This window comes from Oerskovia turbata (assembly GCF_000718325.1).
Lineage (GTDB): Bacteria > Actinomycetota > Actinomycetes > Actinomycetales > Cellulomonadaceae > Oerskovia > Oerskovia turbata.
Genome location: NZ_JOFV01000020.1, coordinates 21235 through 43563 on the forward strand (window position 1 = coordinate 21235; position 22329 = coordinate 43563).

General features: G+C 72.4%; 20 protein-coding genes. 13 read left to right on the forward strand and 7 right to left on the reverse strand.

Annotated features, from left to right (window positions below; translation table 11 throughout):
- Positions 1-4: 4 nt before the first annotated feature.
- Positions 5-361 (reverse strand): hypothetical protein, encoded by a 357-nt coding sequence (locus IE95_RS0117030; RefSeq protein ID WP_030153088.1) that lies wholly within the window; start codon positions 359-361, stop codon positions 5-7.
- 95 nt (positions 362-456) lie between these two features.
- Here IE95_RS0117030 and IE95_RS0117035 point away from each other — a divergent pair, with 95 nt between their 5' ends.
- Complete coding sequence (locus tag IE95_RS0117035) at positions 457-1962, forward strand: leucyl aminopeptidase (protein ID WP_030153090.1); 1506 nt, start codon at positions 457-459, stop codon at positions 1960-1962.
- A 167-nt stretch (positions 1963-2129) separates the two neighbouring features.
- Here the strand turns inward: IE95_RS0117035 and IE95_RS0117040 are convergent, their stop codons facing one another.
- Positions 2130-2474: a hypothetical protein gene (locus IE95_RS0117040; RefSeq protein WP_030153093.1), complete on the reverse strand. Its 345-nt coding sequence runs from the start codon at positions 2472-2474 to the stop codon at positions 2130-2132.
- A 188-nt stretch (positions 2475-2662) separates the two neighbouring features.
- Between IE95_RS0117040 and lpdA the strand changes: the two genes are divergently transcribed.
- The 3 genes from lpdA (at position 2663) to IE95_RS0117055 (ending at position 6900) form a co-directional block, all read left to right on the forward strand.
- Positions 2663-4063 (forward strand): dihydrolipoyl dehydrogenase, encoded by a 1401-nt coding sequence (gene lpdA, locus IE95_RS0117045; protein WP_051703247.1) that lies wholly within the window; start codon positions 2663-2665, stop codon positions 4061-4063.
- Positions 4064-4092: 29 nt separating this feature from the next.
- Entirely contained in the window at positions 4093-5856 is a 1764-nt protein-coding gene (gene sucB / locus IE95_RS0117050; RefSeq protein ID WP_030153099.1) for a 2-oxoglutarate dehydrogenase, E2 component, dihydrolipoamide succinyltransferase, read from the forward strand.
- A 153-nt stretch (positions 5857-6009) separates the two neighbouring features.
- Entirely contained in the window at positions 6010-6900 is an 891-nt protein-coding gene (locus tag IE95_RS0117055; protein WP_030153101.1) for a TIGR01777 family oxidoreductase, read from the forward strand.
- Positions 6901-6911: 11 nt separating this feature from the next.
- Here the strand turns inward: IE95_RS0117055 and IE95_RS0117060 are convergent, their stop codons facing one another.
- Both IE95_RS0117060 and IE95_RS0117065 read right to left on the reverse strand, forming a co-directional pair.
- A complete protein-coding gene (locus IE95_RS0117060) occupies positions 6912-8339 on the reverse strand; it encodes a hypothetical protein (RefSeq protein WP_129429611.1) in 1428 nt (475 codons plus the stop codon).
- A 343-nt stretch (positions 8340-8682) separates the two neighbouring features.
- A complete protein-coding gene (locus IE95_RS0117065; protein ID WP_051703248.1) occupies positions 8683-9741 on the reverse strand; it encodes a Gfo/Idh/MocA family protein in 1059 nt (352 codons plus the stop codon).
- Between the two features lie 111 nt (positions 9742-9852).
- Between IE95_RS0117065 and IE95_RS0117070 the strand changes: the two genes are divergently transcribed.
- Positions 9853-10581, forward strand: a complete 729-nt coding sequence (locus IE95_RS0117070) for an HNH endonuclease family protein (RefSeq protein ID WP_051703249.1) — start codon at positions 9853-9855, stop codon at positions 10579-10581.
- Positions 10582-10660: 79 nt separating this feature from the next.
- On the opposite strand, the gene IE95_RS0117075 is transcribed toward IE95_RS0117070, so the two are convergent.
- Entirely contained in the window at positions 10661-12982 is a 2322-nt protein-coding gene (locus IE95_RS0117075) for an MMPL family transporter (RefSeq protein ID WP_030153112.1), read from the reverse strand.
- A 36-nt stretch (positions 12983-13018) separates the two neighbouring features.
- Here IE95_RS0117075 and IE95_RS0117080 point away from each other — a divergent pair, with 36 nt between their 5' ends.
- From IE95_RS0117080 to IE95_RS0117105, 6 genes are all read left to right on the forward strand, one after another.
- Entirely contained in the window at positions 13019-13471 is a 453-nt protein-coding gene (locus IE95_RS0117080; RefSeq protein ID WP_036572489.1) for a MarR family winged helix-turn-helix transcriptional regulator, read from the forward strand.
- 9 nt (positions 13472-13480) lie between these two features.
- On the forward strand, positions 13481-14188 hold the full coding sequence (gene lipB, locus IE95_RS19225) for a lipoyl(octanoyl) transferase LipB (RefSeq protein ID WP_051703251.1): 708 nt from the start codon (positions 13481-13483) through the stop codon (positions 14186-14188).
- A gap of 126 nt (positions 14189-14314) precedes the next feature.
- Positions 14315-15676 (forward strand): MFS transporter, encoded by a 1362-nt coding sequence (locus tag IE95_RS0117090; protein WP_051703252.1) that lies wholly within the window; start codon positions 14315-14317, stop codon positions 15674-15676.
- A gap of 64 nt (positions 15677-15740) precedes the next feature.
- Entirely contained in the window at positions 15741-16742 is a 1002-nt protein-coding gene (gene lipA, locus IE95_RS0117095) for a lipoyl synthase (RefSeq protein ID WP_030153123.1), read from the forward strand.
- Between the two features lie 143 nt (positions 16743-16885).
- On the forward strand, positions 16886-17617 hold the full coding sequence (locus tag IE95_RS0117100; RefSeq protein ID WP_030153131.1) for a DUF4191 domain-containing protein: 732 nt from the start codon (positions 16886-16888) through the stop codon (positions 17615-17617).
- A gap of 113 nt (positions 17618-17730) precedes the next feature.
- Positions 17731-18348, forward strand: a complete 618-nt coding sequence (locus IE95_RS0117105) for a class I SAM-dependent methyltransferase (protein ID WP_030153134.1) — start codon at positions 17731-17733, stop codon at positions 18346-18348.
- Positions 18349-18432: 84 nt separating this feature from the next.
- Here IE95_RS0117105 and IE95_RS0117110 read toward each other — a convergent pair whose 3' ends face one another.
- Positions 18433-18873, reverse strand: coding sequence for an RDD family protein (locus tag IE95_RS0117110; RefSeq protein ID WP_030153137.1), 441 nt, complete (start codon positions 18871-18873; stop codon positions 18433-18435).
- A gap of 237 nt (positions 18874-19110) precedes the next feature.
- Between IE95_RS0117110 and glnA the strand changes: the two genes are divergently transcribed.
- Complete coding sequence (glnA, locus tag IE95_RS0117115) at positions 19111-20535, forward strand: type I glutamate--ammonia ligase (RefSeq protein WP_030153140.1); 1425 nt, start codon at positions 19111-19113, stop codon at positions 20533-20535.
- A gap of 1004 nt (positions 20536-21539) precedes the next feature.
- Entirely contained in the window at positions 21540-21743 is a 204-nt protein-coding gene (locus tag IE95_RS20715) for a hypothetical protein (RefSeq protein ID WP_030153145.1), read from the forward strand.
- Here IE95_RS20715 and IE95_RS19840 read toward each other — a convergent pair.
- A complete protein-coding gene (locus IE95_RS19840; protein ID WP_051703253.1) occupies positions 21733-22323 on the reverse strand; it encodes a TetR/AcrR family transcriptional regulator in 591 nt (196 codons plus the stop codon). The two genes, IE95_RS20715 and IE95_RS19840, sit on opposite strands and share 11 nt — an antisense overlap.
- Positions 22324-22329 lie beyond the last annotated feature (6 nt).

Consider the following 22329-nt stretch of genomic DNA (forward strand, 5'->3'; position numbering starts at 1 on the left):
CTCCTCAGGCGGTCCAGATCTGCCACAGCCGCCACTCGAGGAACGCGACGGTGATCGCGGCGACGGCGAGCACGACCGAGCTCCAGCGGGAGCGTTCGGCGAACGCCCACACGGCGGCGACGGGCAGGATGAACAGGGCGGTGATCAGGTAGCCCCAGAGCTTCACGGGGTCGCTCGCCGAGCTCCCCGTCGCGGCGAGGACGCCTGCGACGATCATCTGCAGGACGATCGCGCCCTCGATGACGGCACCGCCCCAGAGCTGCTTGAGGACGACGGCACGGTCGCGGGCGACGAACCACCCGGCCCAACCGGTGAGGGCCGCGCACAGGGCGACCACGAGGAGGACGAGGGGGAGGACCACGACGCCGAGCCTACCGGCGTCCGGCCCGCGGGCAGGAATCGCCCGCCGCTCGCCCTACCGGTGGCCCTGGTCGGCGCAGCGGCTAGCATCGAGCCGTGGCTGAACTCACTCTCTCCAGCAAGAACCCGACCGGCGTGAAGGTGGACGCGCTCGTCGTCGGGACCCAGACGACTTCGGACGGCGTGGCCGTCGTGGGGGACGACCTCCCTCGCGACGTGGTCGCCGAGCTCGAGGCCCTCGCCCCCGTGCTGGGCATCACCGGCGCGCGCGACGAGGTGCGCACGGTGCCTGCGGGCTCGCACCTCAAGGCCGGGGTCCTGGTCCTGACGGGGCTCGGTGCCCGTGACGAGTCGGGCTCGTTCCCGGCCGAGACGCTGCGCCGTGCGGCGGGGGCCGCGGTGCGCGACCTCAAGGGTGCGGCGTCGGTCGCGGTGGCCCTGCCCGCCACGGACGACGCCGAGGTCGCCGCGATCGCCGAGGGCGCGCTCCTGGGCGCGTACTCGTTCACGCGCTACCGGGACGCGTCGGGCACGACGGGTACGGCCAAGCCCGCGGGTGCCGTCTCGACCGTCGAGGTCCTCACGCCGCTGGCCCGCGGGGCCAAGGCGAAGGCCGCGGTCGAGCGTGCCGCGACGATCGCCGCAGCGGTGCACGCGACGCGCGACCTGGTCAACACCGCCCCGAACGACCTGTTCCCCGCAGCCTTCGCCGACATCGCGAAGGCCGCCGCGAAGGGTACGGGCGTCAAGGTCACGGTCCTCGACGAGAAGGCCCTCGCGGCAGGCGGCTACGGGGGCATCCTCGCGGTCGGCCAGGGGTCCTCGCGCGGCCCGCGCCTCGTCAAGGTGTCCTACTCCCCCTCGCGCCCGCACGCGAAGGTCGCACTGGTCGGCAAGGGCATCACGTTCGACTCGGGCGGCATCTCGATCAAGCCCGCCAAGGGCATGGAGGCCATGAAGTCCGACATGGCCGGTGCGGCCGCCGTCCTGCACACCGTGCTCGCGGCCTCGAGGCTCGGCCTGCCCGTCGCCGTGACCGGGTGGCTCTGCCTCGCCGAGAACATGCCGTCGGGCACCGCTCAGCGTCCCTCGGACGTCATCACGATCCGCGGCGGCAAGACCGTCGAGGTCCTCAACACCGACGCCGAGGGGCGCCTCGTCATGGCCGACGGACTCGTCGCCGCGGTCGAGGAGAAGCCCGACGTCGTGCTCGACGTCGCGACCCTCACGGGTGCGCAGATGGTCGCGCTCGGCACGCGCGTCTCGGCCGTCATGGGGTCCGACGACGTCCGCGGCGAGGTCGTCGCGGCGGCCGAGGCGGCGGGCGAGCAGTTCTGGCCCATGCCCCTGCCCGAGGAGCTCGCCGCGTCGATGAAGTCGAAGGTCGCGGACATCGCGAACATCGGCGACCGTTTCGGCGGGATGCTCGTCGCGGGCCTGTTCCTGCAGGAGTTCGTCGGCACCACGCCGTGGGCCCACCTCGACATCGCGGGCCCCTCGTTCAACGAGGGCTCGGCGTTCGGCTACACGCCGGTGGGCGGCACGGGCGTCGCGGTCCGCACGCTCGTCGAGCTGCTCGAGGCGCGCGCGGCGAAGAAGTAGCCACCCCCGCGGCCGCGCTCGACGGCTCTGTCGACCGGCCACGACCTCGAGACGACGTCGAGATGCGGCCATGTGGGGTCAGGGAGAGGTCTCGACCCCACATGGCCGCATCTCGTCCGGTGGGCGCGCCGACCACCGCCCGGCGGGGTGCGCACCTGCGGGTTGGCTCAGCGCCTGCGCTGCCTGGAATTCCAGTCGCGCATGCGCTGGGGGTAGCCCGTGAAGTTCACGTCGTAGACGGGGAGCTCGAGCTGTTCGGCGACCTTGCGCGCGGTCTTGGCGTCCGGGACCCGCCGCCTCGTCCACTCTCCCGTGGTCGCGATGAGCATGAGCGTCGTGGGGGTGTCGTTCGTCGGCGGCTCGATGTACGCCTCGACACCCACGCGGGTGCGGGCGAAGTCGGCGAGGTGCTCGACGGTCGCGCGGCGCTGGTCCGCGGTCGACGGGGCGCCGGCGGGAGCACCGGAACCGTTCGCGGGCTTGCGGGAGAAGAGCTGCGACAGCCTGGACATGGAGGAAGGGTACTTGCTCCGCCTGGAGCGTTCCTGGGATCGGGCTCTGCCCCGCCTGTGGGTGGGGGCGGACCGGGACGCCCGGCGTGGCTGTCTTGAGCATCACACGCAAGAGTCTGCGTTCCGATTGGGGTACGGGTGCCCAAAGTGCCAAGATGTCACGAGAACTTTGCTCTCCCTCTTTTCGTATGCCTAAGGAGCTGCACGTGGCCGAGACCGGCACACCTTTCGACGTCCTCGTCCTGGGCGGAGGCAGCGGCGGCTACGCCACCGCGCTGCGTGCCGCCGAGCTCGGCCTGAACGTCGCTCTCGTCGAAGCGCACAAGCTGGGTGGGACCTGCCTGCACAACGGGTGCATCCCCACGAAGGCTCTGCTGCACGCCGCGGAGCTCGCCGACAACGCCCGTGAGGGCAGCGCGTACGGCGTCCTGAGCCAGCTGCAGGGCATCGACATGAACGGCGTGAACTCGTACAAGGACGGCGTCATCGCCGGGCTGTACAAGGGCCTGCAGGGTCTCATCAAGTCCCGCAAGATCACGGTGATCGAGGGCCACGGCACGCTCGTCGCCGCGGACACGGTCGAGGTCGCGGGCCAGCGCTACACGGGCAAGAACGTCGTGCTCGCCACGGGTTCCTACGCCCGCTCGCTCCCCGGCCTGGAGATCGGCGGCCGCGTCATCACGTCCGACCAGGCCCTGACCCTGGACTACGTGCCCAAGACGGCGATCGTCCTGGGCGGCGGCGTGATCGGCGTCGAGTTCGCGAGCGTCTGGAAGTCGTTCGGCGCCGACGTGCAGATCATCGAGGCGCTCCCCCACCTCGTCCCGAACGAGGACGAGTCGCTGTCCAAGGCGCTCGAGCGCGCGTTCCGCAAGCGCGGCATCGGCTTCACGTTGGGCGACCGCTTCTCGGGCGTCACGCAGGACGACTCGGGCGTGCACGTGACCCTCGAGTCCGGCAAGACGTTCGACGCCGACCTCCTGCTGGTCGCCGTCGGGCGTGGCCCCCGCACCGCCGACCTGGGCTTCGAGGCCCAGGGCATCACCATGGACCGTGGCTTCGTGATCGTCGACGAGCGCCTGCACACGGGCGTCGGCAACATCTACGCCGCCGGTGACATCGTCCCCGGGCTCCAGCTCGCGCACCGAGGCTTCGCCCAGGGCATCTTCGTCGCCGAGCAGATCGCGGGCCTCGACCCGACGCCGATCGTCGAGTCGGGCATCCCCCGCGTGACGTACTGCGAGCCCGAGGTCGCCTCGGTCGGCCTGACCGAGGCCAAGGCCAAGGAGCTGCACGGCGCCGACGGCGTCGAGACGCTCGAGTACAACCTTGCCGGCAACGGCAAGAGCAAGATCCTCGGGACCACGGGCTTCGTCAAGCTCGTCCGCCAGAAGGACGGCCCCGTCGTCGGCGTGCACATGGTCGGCGCCCGCGTCGGCGAGCTCATCGGCGAAGGCCAGCTCATCGTGAACTGGGAGGCGTACCCCGAGGACGTCGCCGCCCTGGTCCACGCGCACCCCACGCAGAACGAGGCTCTCGGAGAGGCCCACCTGGCCCTCGCCGGCAAGCCGCTGCACGCCCACAACTGACCCAACGATCGAAGGAGACCCGAGAGGTCATGTCTGACAACGTGCAGATGCCCGCACTGGGCGAGTCCGTCACCGAGGGAACCGTCACCCGCTGGCTCAAGGCCGTCGGCGAGAGCGTCGAGATCGACGAGCCCTTGCTCGAGGTCTCGACCGACAAGGTCGACACCGAGATCCCCTCGCCGTTCGCCGGCGTGCTCGAGCAGATCCTCGTCCAGGAGGACGAGACCGTCGAGGTCGGCACCGACCTCGCCGTGATCGGTTCCGGCGCGGGCGCAGCCCCGGCCGCTACCGAAGCCCCGGCCGCCGCCGAGGCCCCGGCCCCGGCCGCCGAGCCCGCCCCCGCGGCGGAGCCGGCACCGGCCCCCGCTGCCGAGGCTCCGGCCGCAGCGCCCGCTCCCGCTGCCGAGGCGCCCGCTGCCTCGGGTGGTGAGGAGATCAAGCTCCCGGCGCTCGGCGAGTCCGTGACCGAGGGCACCGTGACCCGCTGGCTCAAGGCCGTCGGCGAGACCGTCGAGGTCGACGAGCCCCTGCTCGAGGTCTCGACCGACAAGGTCGACACCGAGGTCCCCTCCCCCGTGGCGGGCACCGTCCAGCAGATCCTCGTCCAGGAGGACGAGACCGTCGAGGTCGGCACCGTCCTCGCGATCGTCGGCTCGGGCGCGGCAGCACCGGCTCCGGCCGCCGCCGCACCGGCCCCCGAGGCCGCGCCCGCCCCGGCACCGGCCCCCGAGGCCGCACCTGCCCCGGCACCGGCACCCGCAGCGCCTGCAGCAGCGCCTGCCCCGGCCGCGGCTCCGGCAGCCGAGGCGCCCGCCGCTCCCGCGACCCCCGCCTCGCGTGCCACCTCGGGCGCGACCGGAGGCTCCTACCTGACCCCGCTCGTGCGCAAGCTCGCCGCGGAGAAGGGTGTCGACGTCGCGTCCCTCACGGGCACGGGCGTCGGTGGCCGCATCCGCAAGGAGGACGTCCTCGAGGCGGCCGCCAAGGCGGAGGCTGCCAAGGCGGCCCCGGCACCTGCCGCTGCTGCGCCGTCGGGCGCCGCGCCCAAGGCCGCCAGCGTCCCGGCCGTCTCGCCGCTGCGCGGGACGACCGAGAAGATGTCACGCCTGCGCAAGCTCGTCGCGACGCGCATGGTCGAGGCGCTGCAGACCCAGGCCCAGCTCACCACGGTGGTCGAGGTCGACGTGACCAAGGTCGCCAAGCTGCGCGCCAAGGCCAAGAACGACTTCAAGGCTCGCGAGGGTGCCAACCTCACGTTCCTGCCGTTCTTCACGCTCGCCGCGGTCGAGGCCCTCAAGGCCTACCCGAAGATCAACGCGAGCATCGACGGCGACTCGGTCGTCTACCACCCGCAGGAGAACGTCGGCATCGCGGTCGACACCGAGCGCGGCCTGGTCGTGCCGGTCATCAAGGACGCCGGTGACCTCAACCTCGCCGGGATCGCCCGCAAGATCGCCGACCTCGCCGGCCGTACCCGTGTCAACAAGATCGGGCCGGACGAGCTGGGCGGCGCGACGTTCACGATCACGAACACCGGTTCCGGTGGCGCGCTGATCGACACGCCGATCGTCCCGGGCGGTCAGGTCGCGATCCTGGGCACGGGCACGATCGTCAAGCGTCCGGTCGTCGTGACCGACGCCGACGGCAACGAGTCGATCGCGATCCGTTCGATGAGCTACATCTTCCTGTCCTACGACCACCGCCTGGTCGACGGCGCGGATGCAGCCCGCTTCCTGGGTGCGATCAAGAACCGCATCGAGGAGGGTGCCTTCGAGTCCGAGGTCGGTCTGTGACCCTCGGCGCTCGCTGAGCCCACCACGCGCGAGGCCCCTCGACCCTTCCGGGTCGGGGGGCCTCGCGCGTGTCCCGTGCTCGGGGAACGGCGGTCGAGCGTCCGACGGGCCGTAGGCGGCGCAGGCCCTCCGCCGGGGCCGTACCGTGGTCGCATGGACATCGTCGTGGCCGGGTCGCACGGTCTCATCGGTACGGAGCTCCTCGAACGTCTGCGGGAGCGCGGTGACACGGTGCGCCGACTGGTGCGCAGGCCCCCGCAGACCGCGCACGAGCACTTCTGGGACCCGGACGAGGACGCCCTGGACCCGCGCGCGCTCGAGGGCGCGGACGCCGTGGTCAACTTCGCGGGAGCCGGGGTCGGCGACCATCGCTGGACGACGGAGTACAAGCGCACGATCCTCGAGTCCCGGACGCGCACGACAGGGCTGCTCGCACGCACGCTCGCGCACCTCGACGCTCCCCCGCCGGTCTTCCTCCAAGGCACCGCCGTGGGGTACTACGGCGACCGGGGCGCGGAGGTGCTGACGGAGACGTCGTCGCCGGGTGAGGGCTTCCTCGCTCGGGTCGTCACCGAGTGGGAAGCCGCGACGCGCCCGGCGCAGGATGCGGGCGTGCGGGTCGCGCACCTGCGCACGGGCATCGTCATGACGCCCGACGGCGGAGCGCTGGCCCGCATGCTGCCTCTCCTGCGGTGGGGTGTGGGCGGTCGGCTCGGCAGCGGCCGACAGTACTGGAGCTGGATCACGCTGCGCGACCACGTCTCGGCCGTGCTTCACCTGCTCGGCACGGACGTGCACGGCCCGGTGAACCTCACGGGTCCGGCGCCCGCGACGAACGCCGAGGTCACCCGGGCGCTGGCCGCCGCTCTGCACCGCCCTGCCGTGCTGGCCGTCCCGTCGGTCGCGCTCAAGGTCGTGCTCGGCGAGTTCGCGTCGGACATCCTCGGGTCGCAGCGTGCCGTGCCGCGGGTCCTGGAGGCCAGCGGCTTCGCGTTCGAGCACCCTGACCTGGAGTCCGCGGCCGAGTGGGTCGCGGCACGCTGACCGGTCCACGTTCACGCCACCGCGCTCACCCGCCATCCGACGTCCGTCCACCGCAGCGTCAGGCGAGCTGTCGACCGTGCGGTCGCCGTGACCGTCGTGATCGAACCGTCGGCGGCCCGTTGGGTGTGCTCGGAGACCGAGTAGGTGACGTCGACCTGCGTCTCGGTCCCCGGTGCGGGCTCCGTACCGGGACCCGACCCCGTGCTCTCCTCGCCCGGCGTGACGGCACGCGCGTCCACGACCGAGGCCGTCGCACCGTCGATGACGACTCCTGAGGCGGTGACCCGGCCCACGAGGTCGGCATCCGCGGCCTCGGCGGGCGACCCGGGCGCCAGGACCTCCGACGGCTCCCGCTTCCCGGCGAGCAGCTCGACGCGGCGCTCGGTGAGCTCGACGGCGGCTCCTGCCGGGTCGTCGGCCTGCAAGGTGCGGTCGAGCACGGCGGGGCCGGGGTCGGCGGACCTCGGAGGGTCGGCCCCCTCGGCCCCAGCACGCTCGGTGCCGGGACGCGCCTGCACCGGCGGCGGACCGGCGGAGTCGCCCGCACGGTGCGGTCCCACGAGCAGCACTCCCACCACGAGGAGCGAGCACGCGACCAGGACGAGGCCGGCGACGAGCGCGGGGTGACGCCGGGAGCCCGAGGCCGAGCGACGTCGTCGGGCAGCGTGCGCCCGTCGCGTACGTGACGGCTTCTCGCCCGCGCCGCGGCGCCGGCGGGCGACAGCGGCGCCGCGACCAGATGCCCCCGGCGGCCCGACGACCGTCTCGTCGCGCCACCGGGCGTCGCCGGGCGATGGCGACGCCCGGCCCGAGGACCCGGGCCCGGGCCGGGCGGCGATCGCTGCGGCGGCGAGCCGGGCGCCGTCGGGCAGCACGATCGGGGTCGGGGACGCCGCCTCGTCGCAGAGCGCCGCGAACGTCCCGACCTCGGGCCGTGCGCGGGGATCCGCACGGCAGGCGGTCGCGAGCTCGGCGCGCAGGGCCGCCAGCTGCGGGTCGTCCTCCTCGACGGCACCGCCCGGGGCCGTGGCGGCGGGACGAGGGAGGACGCCCACGACGAGCTCCGCGAGCGACCTGACGTCGTCCGCCGCGGTGACGGCGCACAGGTCGAGCGGCATCCGCAGGACGGCCCGCCCCTCGGCGTCGACCAGGACGTCCGACTCCGTGAGGCCGCCGTACGACAGGCCTGACGCGTGCAGCGTGGCCAGCGCGTGCGCGAGGGGCACGAGCAGCGTCACGGCCTCGCCGGCCTCGAAGGGGCCGCGGCAGACCCGCAGGAGCGGCAGGCCCACGCCCGGCGGCCGCGTGGAGACCAGCACCAGACCCTCCTCGTCGCTCGCGACGACCTCGTCGAGGTGCACGAGGTGCTCGTCGTCGAGCCTGCGCAGGACCTCGAGCCGCTCGACCAGCACGTCCCGCACCGCGGGCTCTGCGGGCACGTGCACCAGGTCGACGTCGCGACAGCGCCCCGAGCCGTCGGAGACGACCCAGCGACGTGTCCCCGTCCCGTCGGGGCCCGCACCCTCACCACGCCCGACGACGGCCCACCCTCGACGTGCCAGGAGATCCTGGAGCGACGGAGGCGGGGCCGAGGCGTCGCTCCGCTCCCGATCCCTCGTGCGGGAGGGCCAGGGGGCACGGGGCGGGCGGGCGCTCGACATCGCCCCATCCCAGCAGAGCCGGGACCGTCGGGCAGGTTGTCCACAGCCCGAGATCGCGACGGCGCCGCGCGGGCCGGTCAGGGCCGGTCGGTGCCCACAGGACCGGTCAGGCAGGTCCCCGTCAGACCTCGAGCCGCCGCCCGCTGCGCGCACTGTCGCGGGCCACGTCCAGGACGTGCGCGGTCCGCACCGCATCGGCGGGTTCGACGGGCACCGGCCCGCCGTCGACCCAGCCGGCCACCGCGCGGTAGAAGTCGGCGTGCCCGCCCGCGGCACGCGGCACGGGCCTGCGCTCGCGCCCGTGGGTGACCCACCCCTCGGTGCCGTCCGGCGCGGCGTCGTCGAAGACCTCGAAGGGCGACGCGTCGTTCTCGAACGTCGTCACGACGTAGGCCCCGGCGTCACCGAGCACGCGCGTCCGGGGCCCGGGCGCACCCACGACCGAGGCCGCCCAGAGCCGACTGACCACCTCGCGCCCGTCCGACGGCGCGTGGTGGAGCGTCAGGAAGACGTCGTCCTCGGTCGGGGTCGTCAGCGCGCGCAGCTCGGCGTACACCGAGCGGACCGGCCCGAAGAGCTGCGTGGCCGAGTCGACGAGGTGCGGGCCGAGGTCGAGCAGGAGACCGCCGCCGACCGGGTCGTTCTCCTTCCAGCGCTGCTGCGGCACCGGACGCCACCGCTCCCAGCGGCGCTCGAACGTGTGCACACGCCCCAGGTCACCCGACGCGAGCACCGATCGCAGCGTCAGCTGCTCGGGGTCCCACCGCCGGTTCTGGAAGACCGTGAAGGGGGTGCCCGCGGCCTGTGCCGTCGCGACGACCTCGGCGGCCTGCGCCCCGTCGAGCGCGATCGGCTTGTCCAGCACGAACGGGACACCGGCGGCGGAGACCTGCGCCGCGTGCTCGGCGTGCAGCGCCGACGGGCTCGCGATCACGACGACGTCGAACGCGCCGCGGTCGCCGAGGAGCCCGGTCAGGTCGTCGTGCAACCGAACACCGGGCCAGTCCGCCGCTGCCGACGCACGGCGCTCGGGGTTCCGGGCGACGACCGCGGTGACGACGAGCCCGGCCTCCCGGGCCAGCCGGGCATGGATCCCCCGGCCTGCCCCGCCGTACCCGACCAGACCGATCCGTACCGGCGTGCCGGCCCGGCCCTGAAGCTGTGCGCTCGTCGTCGTCATGCCGACCAATCTAGCCGCCGTCCCGGAGCACTCCCGAAGGCTGGCAGAATGTACCGAATCCTCCTGGAACTGTCGTTCTCGGTCTGTGTCCGAGTTCGGGAAGGTCGTCCGTTGAGCACCAAGAGCACGAGCCCCACGAGCAGGAAGAGCGCGCGTCTGCGGCGCGCCCTGCGCATCACCCTCATCGCCCTGGCGCTGGGGATCGTCATCGCCAACGCGGTGGACCAACCGACGATCGAGGCGAACGAGGCCCCCGCGACCGGGTCGGCTCTGGCCGCGCTCGAGACCCTCGACGTCAAGGGGATCGCGGCAGCGACCGGATACGAGCGCGAGAACTTCGGATCGGCCTGGGCCGACGTCGACGGCAACGGGTGCGACACCCGCAACGACATCCTCGCGCGCGACCTCACCGATCTGACGTACTCGACCCGTGACAAGGGGTGCGAGGTCCGCACCGGGACGTTCGACGACCCCTACACGGGTGAGACGATCAGCTTCGTGCGGGGCAACAAGACGAGCTCGGCCGTCCAGATCGACCACGTCATCCCGCTGCTGGACGCCTGGCGCAAGGGCGCGCAGTCGTGGGACGACGAGACCCGGCGCCGCTTCGCGAACGACCCTCTCAACCTGCTCGCGTCCGACGGGTCGGCCAACCAGTCGAAGGGCGCGCGCGACGCGTCGGCCTGGCTCCCGCCCAACCACGCGTTCCGTTGCACGTACATCGCGCGCCAGATCGCGGTCAAGGTCACCTACGAGCTGTGGGTCACCCCGTCCGAGCGCGACGCGATGGCAGCCGTGCTCGGCGACTGTCCGTCCGAGCCGCTGCCCACCGGGAGCTGACCCTCACGGACCACGAACCAGGGAGCGAGTCCCGGCCGAGCCGCCCGACGCGAGGCGGCCCGGCCGGGCCCGCAGCTTCTCAGGGTGCGCTGCGCCGGAGCGCACCCGGCCACCAGACTGCTCGTCCGACGTCGTGCACCAGGGCCGGGACGAGCAGGCTGCGGACGATCAGGGTGTCGACCAGGACACCGAACGCGACGATGAACGCGAGCTGCGCGAGGAACAGCAGCGGGATCACCCCGAGCGCGGCGAAGGTCGCGGCGAGCACGACCCCTGCCGACGTGATGACCGACCCTGTGACGGCGAGGGCGCGCAGCGTGCCGCGGCGCGTACCGATGATGCCGGACTCCTCGCGGACCCTGGTCATGAGGAAGATCGAGTAGTCGACGCCGAGCGCCACGAGGAAGCAGAACGCGTAGAGCGGGACGGTCGGGTCGGCACCCGGGAAGTCGAGCACGTGGTTGAACACGATCGCCGACACCCCGAGGGCCGCGCCGAACGAGAGCACGTTGGCGGCCATGAGCAGGACCGGCGCGAGGACCGAGCGCAGCAGCAGCATGAGGATCGCCAGGATCACGACCAGCACCACGGGCACGATGACGCGCAGGTCGTGGTCGCCCGCGATCTGGGTGTCGAGCCGCTGCGCGCTGGCCCCGCCCACGAGCGAGTCGGGCGAGACCTCGTGCACGGCGTCGCGGAGCGCGGCGACGGTCTGCGTCGCGGCGTTGGTGTCGCTCGGGTCCTCGGTGACGACGTCGACGCGCACGTCGCCGTCGACCACGAGCGGCGGCCCTTGCGCGGGAGCGCCGGGCGCTCCACCCGTGCCCCCCTCGGTCACGGCGGCGGCGGACGCGACACCGTCGGTCGCGGTCGCGGCCTGGAGCACGGCGTCGAGGTCGGCCTCGGGGGCGATCACGATCGCGGGCTGGACCCCCACTCCCCCGAAGTGCTCCTCGAGCACCTGCTCGCCGTCGACCGAGTCGACCTGGGTGAGGAAGACGTCGGAGTCGCTCGTGCCGTCGGCCCGGAACGTCGGCACGAACGCCGCGCACCCCGCGAGGACGAGGGCCGTGACGATCCACACCGCGCGGTCACGGCGCCCGACGAAGCTCGCGACGCGCGACCAGACGCCGTGGCCGGCGACGTGCACCTCGACGTCATGCCTCGCGGCGAGGGCGACGTCGGATGCGCCCTCGCGGGTGCCCACGCGGGTGCCCTCGTCAGCACCCGCGCCGGGCTCGACCGACGGGGAGGCCACGGACGTCGTCGCCTCGTCGGCAGCGGCGGGGTCGTACGCGGGCTTGCGGGGCCAGAAGATGCCCCGTGAGCGCTTGCCCCCCACCACGAGCAGCGCGGGCAGGAACGTCAGCGCGCCCAGGAACGCGGCCACGATGCCGATCGCTCCGACCGGCCCGAGGGAGCGGTTGGACCCGAGGTCGGACAGCAGCAGGCAGAGCAGGCCCGCGATGACGGTCCCGGCCGAGGCGGCGATGGGCTCGATCGAGGCGCGCAGGGCGCGGCGAACGGCCGTGTAGGGGCTCTCGACGACGCGCAGCTCTTCGCGGTAGCGCGCCACGACGAGCAGCGAGTAGTCGACCGCGGCGCCCACGACGAGGATCGAGAGGATGCCCTGGGCCTGTCCGTTGAGGGTCAGCGTGCCGGCGTCAGCCAGGAGGTAGACGACGAGTCCCGCGAGGCACAGTGCGAAGACCGCGGTGAGGATCACCATGAACGGCAGGATGGGCGAGCGGTAGACGATCGCGAGGATGATCAGCACGGCGCCGAGCGCGACGAGCAGCAGCACCGTGTCGATCCCGCCGAACGCGTTGACGAGGTCTGCGACGAAGCCCGCGGGCCCGGTGACCCAGGCCTGGAGGCCCGAGTCGGCGAGCGCCGTCTCGAGCTCGGCCCGGATCTCGGCGACCACGGCGTTGTTGACGCGCTCGTCGTCGGCCATGAGGTCCGAGGACTGCGACGCGTCGAGCGACGCGACGATCATCGCGGCCTCGCCGTCCTGCGAGGGCACGACGACGGGATCCCCGGTCAGCGCGTCCCCGACCGTCTGAGGGTCGTCGGGGCCGGCGCCGGGCAGCGGGAGCGCCGGCAGGTCGGCGGCAACGGCCTGGAGTGCCTCGAGCTGCGCGGGCGTGACGGCCCCTCCGTCGGTGGGGACGGTGACGACGAGGGCGGGCAGGGACTCGTCGGACACGAAGGCCTGAGCCTTCTCTGCTGCCCGGGTGGACTCGGCGCTCGACGGCAGGAACGCTGCGGAGTCGTTGGTCTGGACGGTGCTGAGCTTGCCCTGCGCCTGGCCCCCGATCGCGCCGATGGCAAGCCAGACCCCCAACACTGCGACAATGACCAGGCCTCGGAGCACACCACTCCAGCGATTACTCAGCATGCTGAGTACTATTGACGACGGAGGTCTCAGAAGCAAGTGGACGCAAACCCGGTCAGCAGGGAACCGAAGGACTGGCCCACCGGCCGGCTCCTGTCGGCGGTGACCCGCCGGATCGAGCGCGAGTGGAACCACCACCTCGACGGCTGGGACCTCAACCACGCCTCGATGCCCGTCCTGCTGCACCTGCTCGCCGGTCCCCGCACCCAGCGCCAGCTCGCGGCCGAGTCGCACATCACCGAGCAGACCATGAGCCGCATCCTGGCGCGCCTCGAACGTTCGGGGTACATCACCCGCGAGGACGACGCGAACGACCGTCGCCGGCGCGCCGTCGCGATCACCCCGAGCGGCCGCACCGCCGCCCTCGCCGCCGCGAGCCCGCGCCCTGCCGAGGAGCTCAGCACGCGGGGGTTGAGCGAGGAGCAGATCGCGACGCTGCGTGAGATCCTCATCACCATGGTCGAGGCCCATCCCCGACCGGGTGAGGGCTAGCCTGACCGCATGCACCTGCGCACCGAGGGCCCCGGTCTCACCGACTACCAGGACGCCTGGGATCTCCAGCGCCTGGTCCACCAGGAGGTCGTGGACGGGACCGCGCCGGACACCGTGATCCTCGTGGAGCACAGAAGCGTCTACACCGCCGGCAGGCGCACCAACCTCTCCGACCGGCCCGACGACGGCACGCCCGTGATCGACGTCGACCGCGGCGGGAAGATCACCTGGCACGGGCCGGGACAGCTCGTGGCCTACCCGATCGTCCGGCTCGCCGAACCCGTCGACGTCGTCGCCTACGTGCGCGCGCTCGAGTCCGCGGTCATGGACGTGTGCGCCGCGCTGGGCCTCGCGACCCACCGCGTCGACGGGCGCAGCGGAGTATGGCTGGCCGCGGCCGGGACCCGGCGCGAGCGCAAGATCTGCGCGATCGGCGTGCGCGTCGCACGCGGCGTGACCATGCACGGGCTCGCGCTCAACTGCTGCCCCGACCTCGGGGAGTTCTCCCGGATCGTGCCGTGCGGCATCTCCGACGCCGACGTCACGTCCCTGACGCTCGAGACCGGCAGACAGGTCACGCTCGACGAGGCCACGCCGCTGCTGGTCGCCGCGCTGCACGAGCACCTGGGGCCGCTCCTCGCCGCGACGACCACGACGGGCGCGACGACCACGACCCCGGCCGCCTCAGTCGTCTCCTCGGGCTGCTCGGCAGACTAGCCCCCCCGGGGGCCCTCCCCTTCCAGGCCGTTCGCGGCTAGGATGGGGACCACCTCAAGGGAATCATGGCGCTACCGGAGTACGGGTGGGTCGGTGCGCGGAACGGTTGACCCCTGAAGGACCCTCATGACCCGCACTCCCAGCCCTCTCGCGCCCGCACGCCCCGACGTCACGGCTGACGGCGCGCCCGGCGCCCCCACGCAGGCCCCCGAGCCTGCGGAACCCCGTCGCGGCACCCTCGCCACGTACGGCGAGCTCCCCCGCCTGGCCGGCAAGGCGTTCCTGCCGATCGCGTTCCTCGCTCGCCTGCCGTTCTCGATGATCACGATCGGCACCCTCCTCCTGGTCACGACGACCACGGGCTCGCTCGCCCTCGGCGGGCTCGCGAGCGCGGCCGCCGCCGTCGGTACGGCGCTCGGCGGCCCGACGCAGGGATCCCTCGCGGACCGGGTCGGCCAGCGCAAGGTGCTCCTCGTCGTCGTGCCGCTCAACGTCCTGGCCGTCGTCGCGCTCGTCCAGGCCGCGAGCACCGGTGCGGCCTCGGGCGTGATCCTCGGCGCCGCGGCGCTCGTGGGCGCGTTCGCCCCGCAGGTGGGGCCGCTCGCGCGCGTGCGCTGGATCGCGATGACCCAGCACCGCCCTCGCACGCTGCTCGCCGCGATGGGCTACGAGTCCACGGCCGACGAGATCGGCTTCGTGCTCGGCCCGGCCCTCGTCGGCATCCTCGCGAGCGTGTGGTCCCCGCAGGCGGCGATGCTGTTCGCCGCCGCGGTGTGCGCGGTCTTCGGCCTGGCGTTCGCCCTGCACCCGACCGCGACCCCCGGTGCACCCGAGCCGTCCCCCGCGGCGCAGGCCGCAGCAGGCGCCGACGCCCACGGCTCGTTCGTCGGGCTCCTGCGCCGCGTCCTGGTCCCCGTGCTCGGGATGCTCGCGATGGGCATGCTCTTCGGCAGCACCCAGACGGCCGTCACGTCGTTCATGCGCGACGCGGGCGCCGAGGAGCAGGCCGGGCTGGTCTACGCGGTGCTCGGCTTCGGGTCGGCCGTCACGGCCCTCGCCGTGGTCGCGCTGCCCGCGACCTTCGGTGCCCGCTCGCGCTGGGTCTCGTTCGCCTCGGGCCTCACGGTGACCGCGGTCCTCGCGTTCCTCGCGGGCGGCAGCGGGTCGCTCGGCGCGCTGATCGGTGCGCTCGCGCTGCTGGGCCTGTTCGTCGGCCCGGTCATGGTCACGATCTTCACGGTCGGCGGCGACCTCAGCCCGAGCAGCCGCAGCGGCGCCGCCATGACGATGCTCGCGAGCGCGAACGTCGTGGGCGTGGCGCTCGGCGCGAGCGTCGGGGGCCAGGTCGCCGAGGGCGTGGGGACCGCGGCCGCGTTCGCGCTGCCGGCCGTCGCCGCGGTGCTGCTCGTCGTCACCGGGCTGTCGCTCAGGTCACGTCCGGCCCTCGTGGACACCGCCGCCCTCCCGCCGGCTCCTGGCGTAGTCTGACTTTCACCCGATACCGGGCACGACTCCAGGGGGCCACCGCCCACCACGGACTGGGAGACACCGCGTGACGATCGCACCTGAAGGGCGGCGCATGCTGCGGGTCGAGGCCCGCAACTCTGCGACACCCATCGAGAAGAAGCCCGAGTGGATCAAGACCCGGGCGACCATGGGACCCGAGTACACCGAGCTCAAGGGACTCGTGCGCAAGGAGGGCCTGCACACGGTCTGCGAGGAGGCGGGCTGTCCCAACATCTTCGAGTGCTGGGAGGACCGTGAGGCCACGTTCCTCATCGGCGGCGACCAGTGCACGCGTCGTTGCGACTTCTGCCAGATCGACACGGGCAAGCCCGCCGACTTCGACGCGGACGAGCCGCGCCGCGTCGCCGAGTCGGTCCAGGCCATGGGCCTGCGCTACTCGACCATCACGGGCGTCGCGCGCGACGACCTGGCCGACGGCGGCGCGTGGCTCTACGCCGAGACCGTGCGTCAGATCCACGCGCTCAACCCGGGCACGGGCGTCGAGCTCCTCATCCCGGACTTCAACGCCATCCCCGAGCTGCTCGACGCGGTCAACGAGTCACGCCCCGAGGTCCTCGCGCACAACGTCGAGACCGTGCCGCGCATCTTCAAGCAGATCCGGCCGGGCTTCCGCTACGAGCGTTCGCTGTCCGTCATCACGCGGGCGCGCGAGGCCGGTCTCGTGACCAAGTCGAACATCATCCTCGGCATGGGCGAGACGATCGACGAGGCGAAGGAGGCCCTGCAGGACCTCCACGACGCCGGCTGCGACCTCATCACCATCACGCAGTACCTGCGCCCGTCGCTGCGCCACCACCCGGTCTCGCGCTGGGTCAAGCCCGAGGAGTTCGTCGAGCTCTCGGACGAGGCTGAGCGCATCGGCTTCCTCGGCGTCATGTCCGGCCCGCTGGTCCGTTCCTCGTACCGCGCGGGCCGCCTGTGGGGCCAGGCCATGAAGCGTCGCGGCATGGAGATCCCGGCCGCGCTCGCGCACCTGACAGAGCCCACGACGGCCCGTCAGGAGGCCGCGAGCCTGCTGGCCCGCTGACCTCCCGGGGCCCTGACCGGCCCGAGCCGGGCCCCGCTCCCGTTCCCCCGCCGACGTGCGAGAGAATCGGGGGTGGGGACCGGCTCGCCGCCGTCCCCGCCCCTTCACCGGAGCACTCTCCGCCACCACTAGACTGAGGCACCATGGCCCGCAACAAGAGCACCGACCCCTCGACCGGGGTCGACGGCACCAAGCCGAAGAAGCAGAAGAAGCAGCGCTGGTATCACCAGGTCTGGGACGCGTACAAGATGACGCGTGCCGAGGACCCGGCGGTCACGTGGATCATGCTCGCCGTGTTCGTCGGCATCCTCGCCGTCGCGATCGGGATCGGTCTGGCCTGGGGCCCGTGGGTGTACACCCTCATCGTGGGTCTGCCCTTCGCGTTCCTCGGTTCGCTGTTCGTCCTGACGCGCCGCGCGGAGACCGCGGCCTACAGCCGCATCGACGGGCAGCCCGGGGCCGCACGCGCCGCGCTCGGCACGATCCGCCGCGGCTGGACGTTCGACGACGAGCCCGTCGCCCTGACCCCGCAGCAGGACCTCGTGTTCCGCGGCGTCGGGCGCGCCGGGGTCGTGCTCGTGGGCGAGGGCCCGACGCACCGCGTCACCAAGCTGCTCGACGGCGAGAAGCGCCGCATCACGCGCGTCCTGCCGAACGTCCCGGTCACCACGATCCAGTGCGGCAACGGCGAGGGCCAGGTCCCGCTCAAGAAGGTCGCGCGCACGGTGCAGAAGCTGCGCCCGACGCTCACCAAGCCGGAGACCGCCGAGGTCCTCAAGCGCCTCAAGGCGCTCGGCGGCGCCAAGCTGCCGATCCCCAAGGGGATCGACCCCACGCGCGCTCGCCCCGACCGCAAGGGCATGCGCGGGCGCTGACCCGCGCCCCGTCGTGCACCCGGCCCGTCGGTCACCTCCCGGTGACCGGCGGGCCGTCGCGTTTCCCCCGCCCCCCCGCCGACGACGCCGACGCCGACGGTGCAAGGAGTCCCGTGAGCGACCCGTACTGGAACCACAGCACCCACTACTTCCCCGTCCTCACGCGGCTCGTGGGTCCCGGGACCCGCAGCGCGCTCGACGTGGGCTGCGGCGAGGGGCTCCTGACGCGGCGGCTCCGCGCCGCCGGAGCCGCCGAGGTGCTGGGGCTCGACCTCGACCCCGAGCAGGTGGACCGTGCGCGCCAAACCGCCGGGGGCTCCCCGACCGGCCTCGACTATCTCGCGGGCGACGTCCTGGACCCGCTCCCTGGGCTCGCCGAGCCCTTCGACCTCGTCACGACCGTCGCGACGCTCCACCACCTCCCGCTCGACGCGGGACTGCGGCGCCTGCGCGACCTGGTCGCCCCGGGCGGGACGCTCGCCGTCGTGGGACTGACGCGGCCGCGCACGGCCTGGGACTGGACGGTCAGCGCGGCTGCCGTCCCCGCGGCGAAGATCGCCCGACGGCGTCGCGGGGAGTGGGAGCACGGCTCACCGATCGCGGAGGTCACCACGAGTCACGCCGAGCTGCGTGCGGCAGCACGGGAGATCCTGCCCGGCGCACGGCTGCACCGCCGGCTCTACTGGCGGTACACGCTCGTCTGGCGTGCCCCGGAGACGGGCGAGAGCTGAGGCGGGCCCGTACGCCGCGGCGAGCGGCGCCGTCGGGCACGATGCCTTCTGCCGATGCCTGCCGATGCGTACCGAGAGAGCGCGTCAGGCGCGGACGATGACCGTGCCGGCGGCCTTGTCGTGCATGCCGCGACCGTCGCCGTCCCACACCACGGCCGGGACGACCAGGCACAGCAGGACCGTGCGCACCAGAGCCCGCCACAGGCCCACCATGCGCCCCTCGCCGCCCAGGACCCGCACCTGCAGGCCCATGACGCGGTGACCGACCGTATAGCCGAGCGTGCTCACCAGGAGCAGGTTCTCGACCGCGAACACGCCGAGCGTCGCCATCGAGTTCGCGTCGAAGACGAGGTAGCTGATGAGCAGGCACAACACCCAGTCGACGACGAGCGCGACCGCACGACGGCCGACCGTCGCCAACGAACCGGGACCGTCGGACGGCAGGCCGAGGCGGCCGCCTCGACCGCTCTCCCCACCGGTCGGCGTACCCTCGAGCCAGGAACCCACATCTTCACGCGACACCACGGCACCAGCCTACGTGGCGCTGAGGCGGGTTCCGGCGCCCGCCCGGTTCGTCCCGGTCGAGGGAGCCCAGCGGGCCCGCACGGGGCCCGCCGTCGGGCACCGTCGCGCCGATGTCACACAGCCCGCCGCTGCGTAACACGGACGAAACACTCGGTAAACGGTGGGGAAACCCCTGAGGCCTAGGTTCGAGGCGCCACTGGAGGTACGGCCAGAGGACCCACTACCAAGGAGTTACGGATGTTCAAGAACGCGGAGGAGGCAATCGCCTTCACCCAGAACGAAGGCGTCGAGTTCGTCGACGTCCGGTTCTGCGACCTGCCGGGCGTGATGCAGCACTTCAACATCCCGATCTCGCAGTTCGCCGAGTCCGCCTTCACGGACGGCATGATGTTCGACGGGTCCTCGATCCGCGGCTTCCAGGCGATCCACGAGTCGGACATGAAGCTCATCCCCGACGTCACGACCGCCTACGTCGACCCGTTCCGCAAGCGCAAGACGCTCATCGTGAACTTCTCGATCGTGGACCCCTTCACCGACGAGGCGTACTCGCGCGACCCGCGCAACGTCGCCTTCAAGGCCGAGGCGTACCTGCGCAGCACCGGCATCGCCGACACCGCGTTCTTCGCCCCCGAGGCCGAGTTCTACATCTTCGACGACGTCCGGTTCAAGACGAGCCCGAACGAGTCGTACTTCCACCTCGACTCCAAGGAAGCGGCCTGGAACACGGGCCGCGTCGAGGAGGGTGGCAACCTCGGCTACAAGACCCGCTACAAGGGCGGCTACTTCCCCGTCTCCCCCAACGACCAGATGGCGGACCTGCGCGACGAGATGTGCGCCGTCCTCGACCAGGTGGGCCTCGACGTCGAGCGCGCGCACCACGAGGTGGGCACCGCCGGCCAGCAGGAGATCAACTACCGCTTCTCGACGCTGACCGCAGCAGCCGACGACCTGATGAAGTTCAAGTACGTCATCAAGAACGTCGCCTGGGAGGCCGGCAAGTCCGCGACCTTCATGCCCAAGCCGATCTTCGGTGACAACGGCTCCGGCATGCACTCGCACCAGTCCCTCTGGAAGGACGGCGAGCCGCTGTTCTTCGACGAGAAGGGCTACGGCGGCCTGTCGGACCTCGCCCGCTGGTACATCGGCGGCCTGCTCAAGCACGCTCCCTCGCTGCTCGCCTTCACGAACCCGTCGGTGAACTCCTACCACCGCCTGGTCCCCGGCTACGAGGCCCCCGTCAACCTGGTCTACTCGGCCCGCAACCGCTCCGCGTGCATCCGCATCCCGGTCACCGGTTCCTCGCCCAAGGCCAAGCGCGTCGAGTTCCGCGTGCCGGACCCGTCGGCCAACCCGTACCTGGCCTTCGCCGCACAGCTCCTCGCCGGCATCGACGGCATCAAGAACCGCATCGAGCCCCCCGAGCCGATCGACAAGGACCTCTACGAGCTGCCCCCCGAGGAGCACGCGGCGATCCAGCAGGTCCCCGCCTCCCTCGGCGAGGCCCTCGACGCCCTCGAGGCCGACCACGACTACCTCACGGTGGGCGACGTCTTCACCGAGGACCTCATCGCGACGTGGATCGACTACAAGCGCACGCACGAGATCGACCCGATCCGCCTGCGCCCGCACCCCCACGAGTTCGAGCTGTACTACGACCTCTGATCGTCGGTGCTCGCGGTGGTAGTAGCGAGCCCCTGACGTGCAGTGATGGCACCCCGGCCGCCCGACGTGGCGACCGGGGTGCCACACTTTTGCCACACGATCGGCCGACGCCACATCTCACCCGGTCGGCGACTGCACCAGGGCACGGGACCGGCACCGTCCCCGCCATGCACCCCCGGACAACTCCCCTGCCCCCGGTCGACCTCAGCGATCCCGTCTGGACGATCGAGCACGTCCAACGCGTCCTGCGCCTGGGACTGCGCGCTACCCGCACGGCCGTGGGCTCAGCGGGCTTCCCGCCGCCCTTCCGGCTCAGCCCATCGCCCACGGCTCGGCTGTACTGGCTCCGCGAAGACGTGCTCGCCCACTTCGCGACCCTCGCCTCCCAGGCACCACTCGCCGTACCGACCGTCCAGGTCGAGGCCCGCACCAGGTCCACCATCACGGCCCGCCCGGCGCCTACCGTCCGACGAAGCACTCACAGGTCGCGCGCGCCAATGACGCGTGAAGGCGCACTCGCGGAGATCGCCGCAGGACACCAGCGATGAACACCACCCGAACCCGCAGCACCGGCAGCCGGATCGTCAACGGCCACGTCACCCTGTACTCGCCGGCCGACCGGCGCCCCTATTGTCGACTGGCCTACGTCGACCGCGACGGACGCCGCTGCCAACGCAGCGTGAGCCGCGATCCGGTCCACGCCCTCACCGAAGCGACGGACATCGACGACGCCCTGTCCAGGCAGCACGGCCAGGCTGGAGACCGCACCCTCGGAGACCTCGCCGCGGACTACACTACGAAGAGACGCTCGAGCACCTCACGGCCCGCTTCAGGTCGACCCAGGTGCGCGCGATGCGCGCAGCGAACGCGGACCCGCTGCCCGCGCTGCGCAACGCGGTCGCAGCCGGCGACGTCTGCGAGAGGTCACGATCGTCTCCTACCCGCACGCGATCGAGGACACGTTCCACCAGGACTGGGCCTCGCGGGCCCGCGAGGAGCTGCACGTGCCCGTCCTGCACCTGTACTCGGCACGAGCGAGCTGGGCTGACGCCACGCCGGCACCAGGGGCCCCCGTGGTGCCAGCGCTCGCCCAGCACGAGCTCCGCACGGGCGAGGGCCGTCACCACCAGGTCGCGGTGTCCGCCCGGCCTCGAGGGTTGGCACGTGCCGACGGCACGCCCGCGGCTCCGGCGCGCCTCACGACCTGACCTTGGCACAACCGAAGACCTGCTCCGGCACCAGCGCAAGGTACGACTCGACCAGCGTGACTGCGTCGAGCGGTCGCCGGTCGGCACCGAGAAGATGGCCCGCCTGGTCGAGGACCGCCACCCCATGGGCGAACGCCCGTATCGCCGCGGCCGTGTTCCACAGATCACCCGGAGGGAGGGCCCCCTCAGCCTGACTGCGGTGGACCAAGTCGACGAGAAGCTCATTGGCGCGTGCCGCAGCTTGGCGCAGCTCTTCGCTCTCCTCAGGCCAACGTCCGAAGACGAGGTGAAACCTCTCGGGCCTCTCTCGCGCCCACCGGACGTAGTGGAGCATCGCCCCGCGCAGGACGTCGGTAGACGTTCGCCCCTCGAGGGGCAGCGCTTCCACCTGAAGCACGAGCTCCTGAAGCTCCCGCGCCGCGATGGTGGCCAGCAGTGCGGACTTGCTCGCGAAGTGTACGTACGGGGCGGTCCGTGAGACCCCCGTCCGGCGGCCGACCTCACGCAAGGTCACGTTCTCCGCACCCCCCTCGTCGAGCAGCTCCGTCGCAGCAACGACAAGGGCTTCCCGAAGACTCATTCTCGC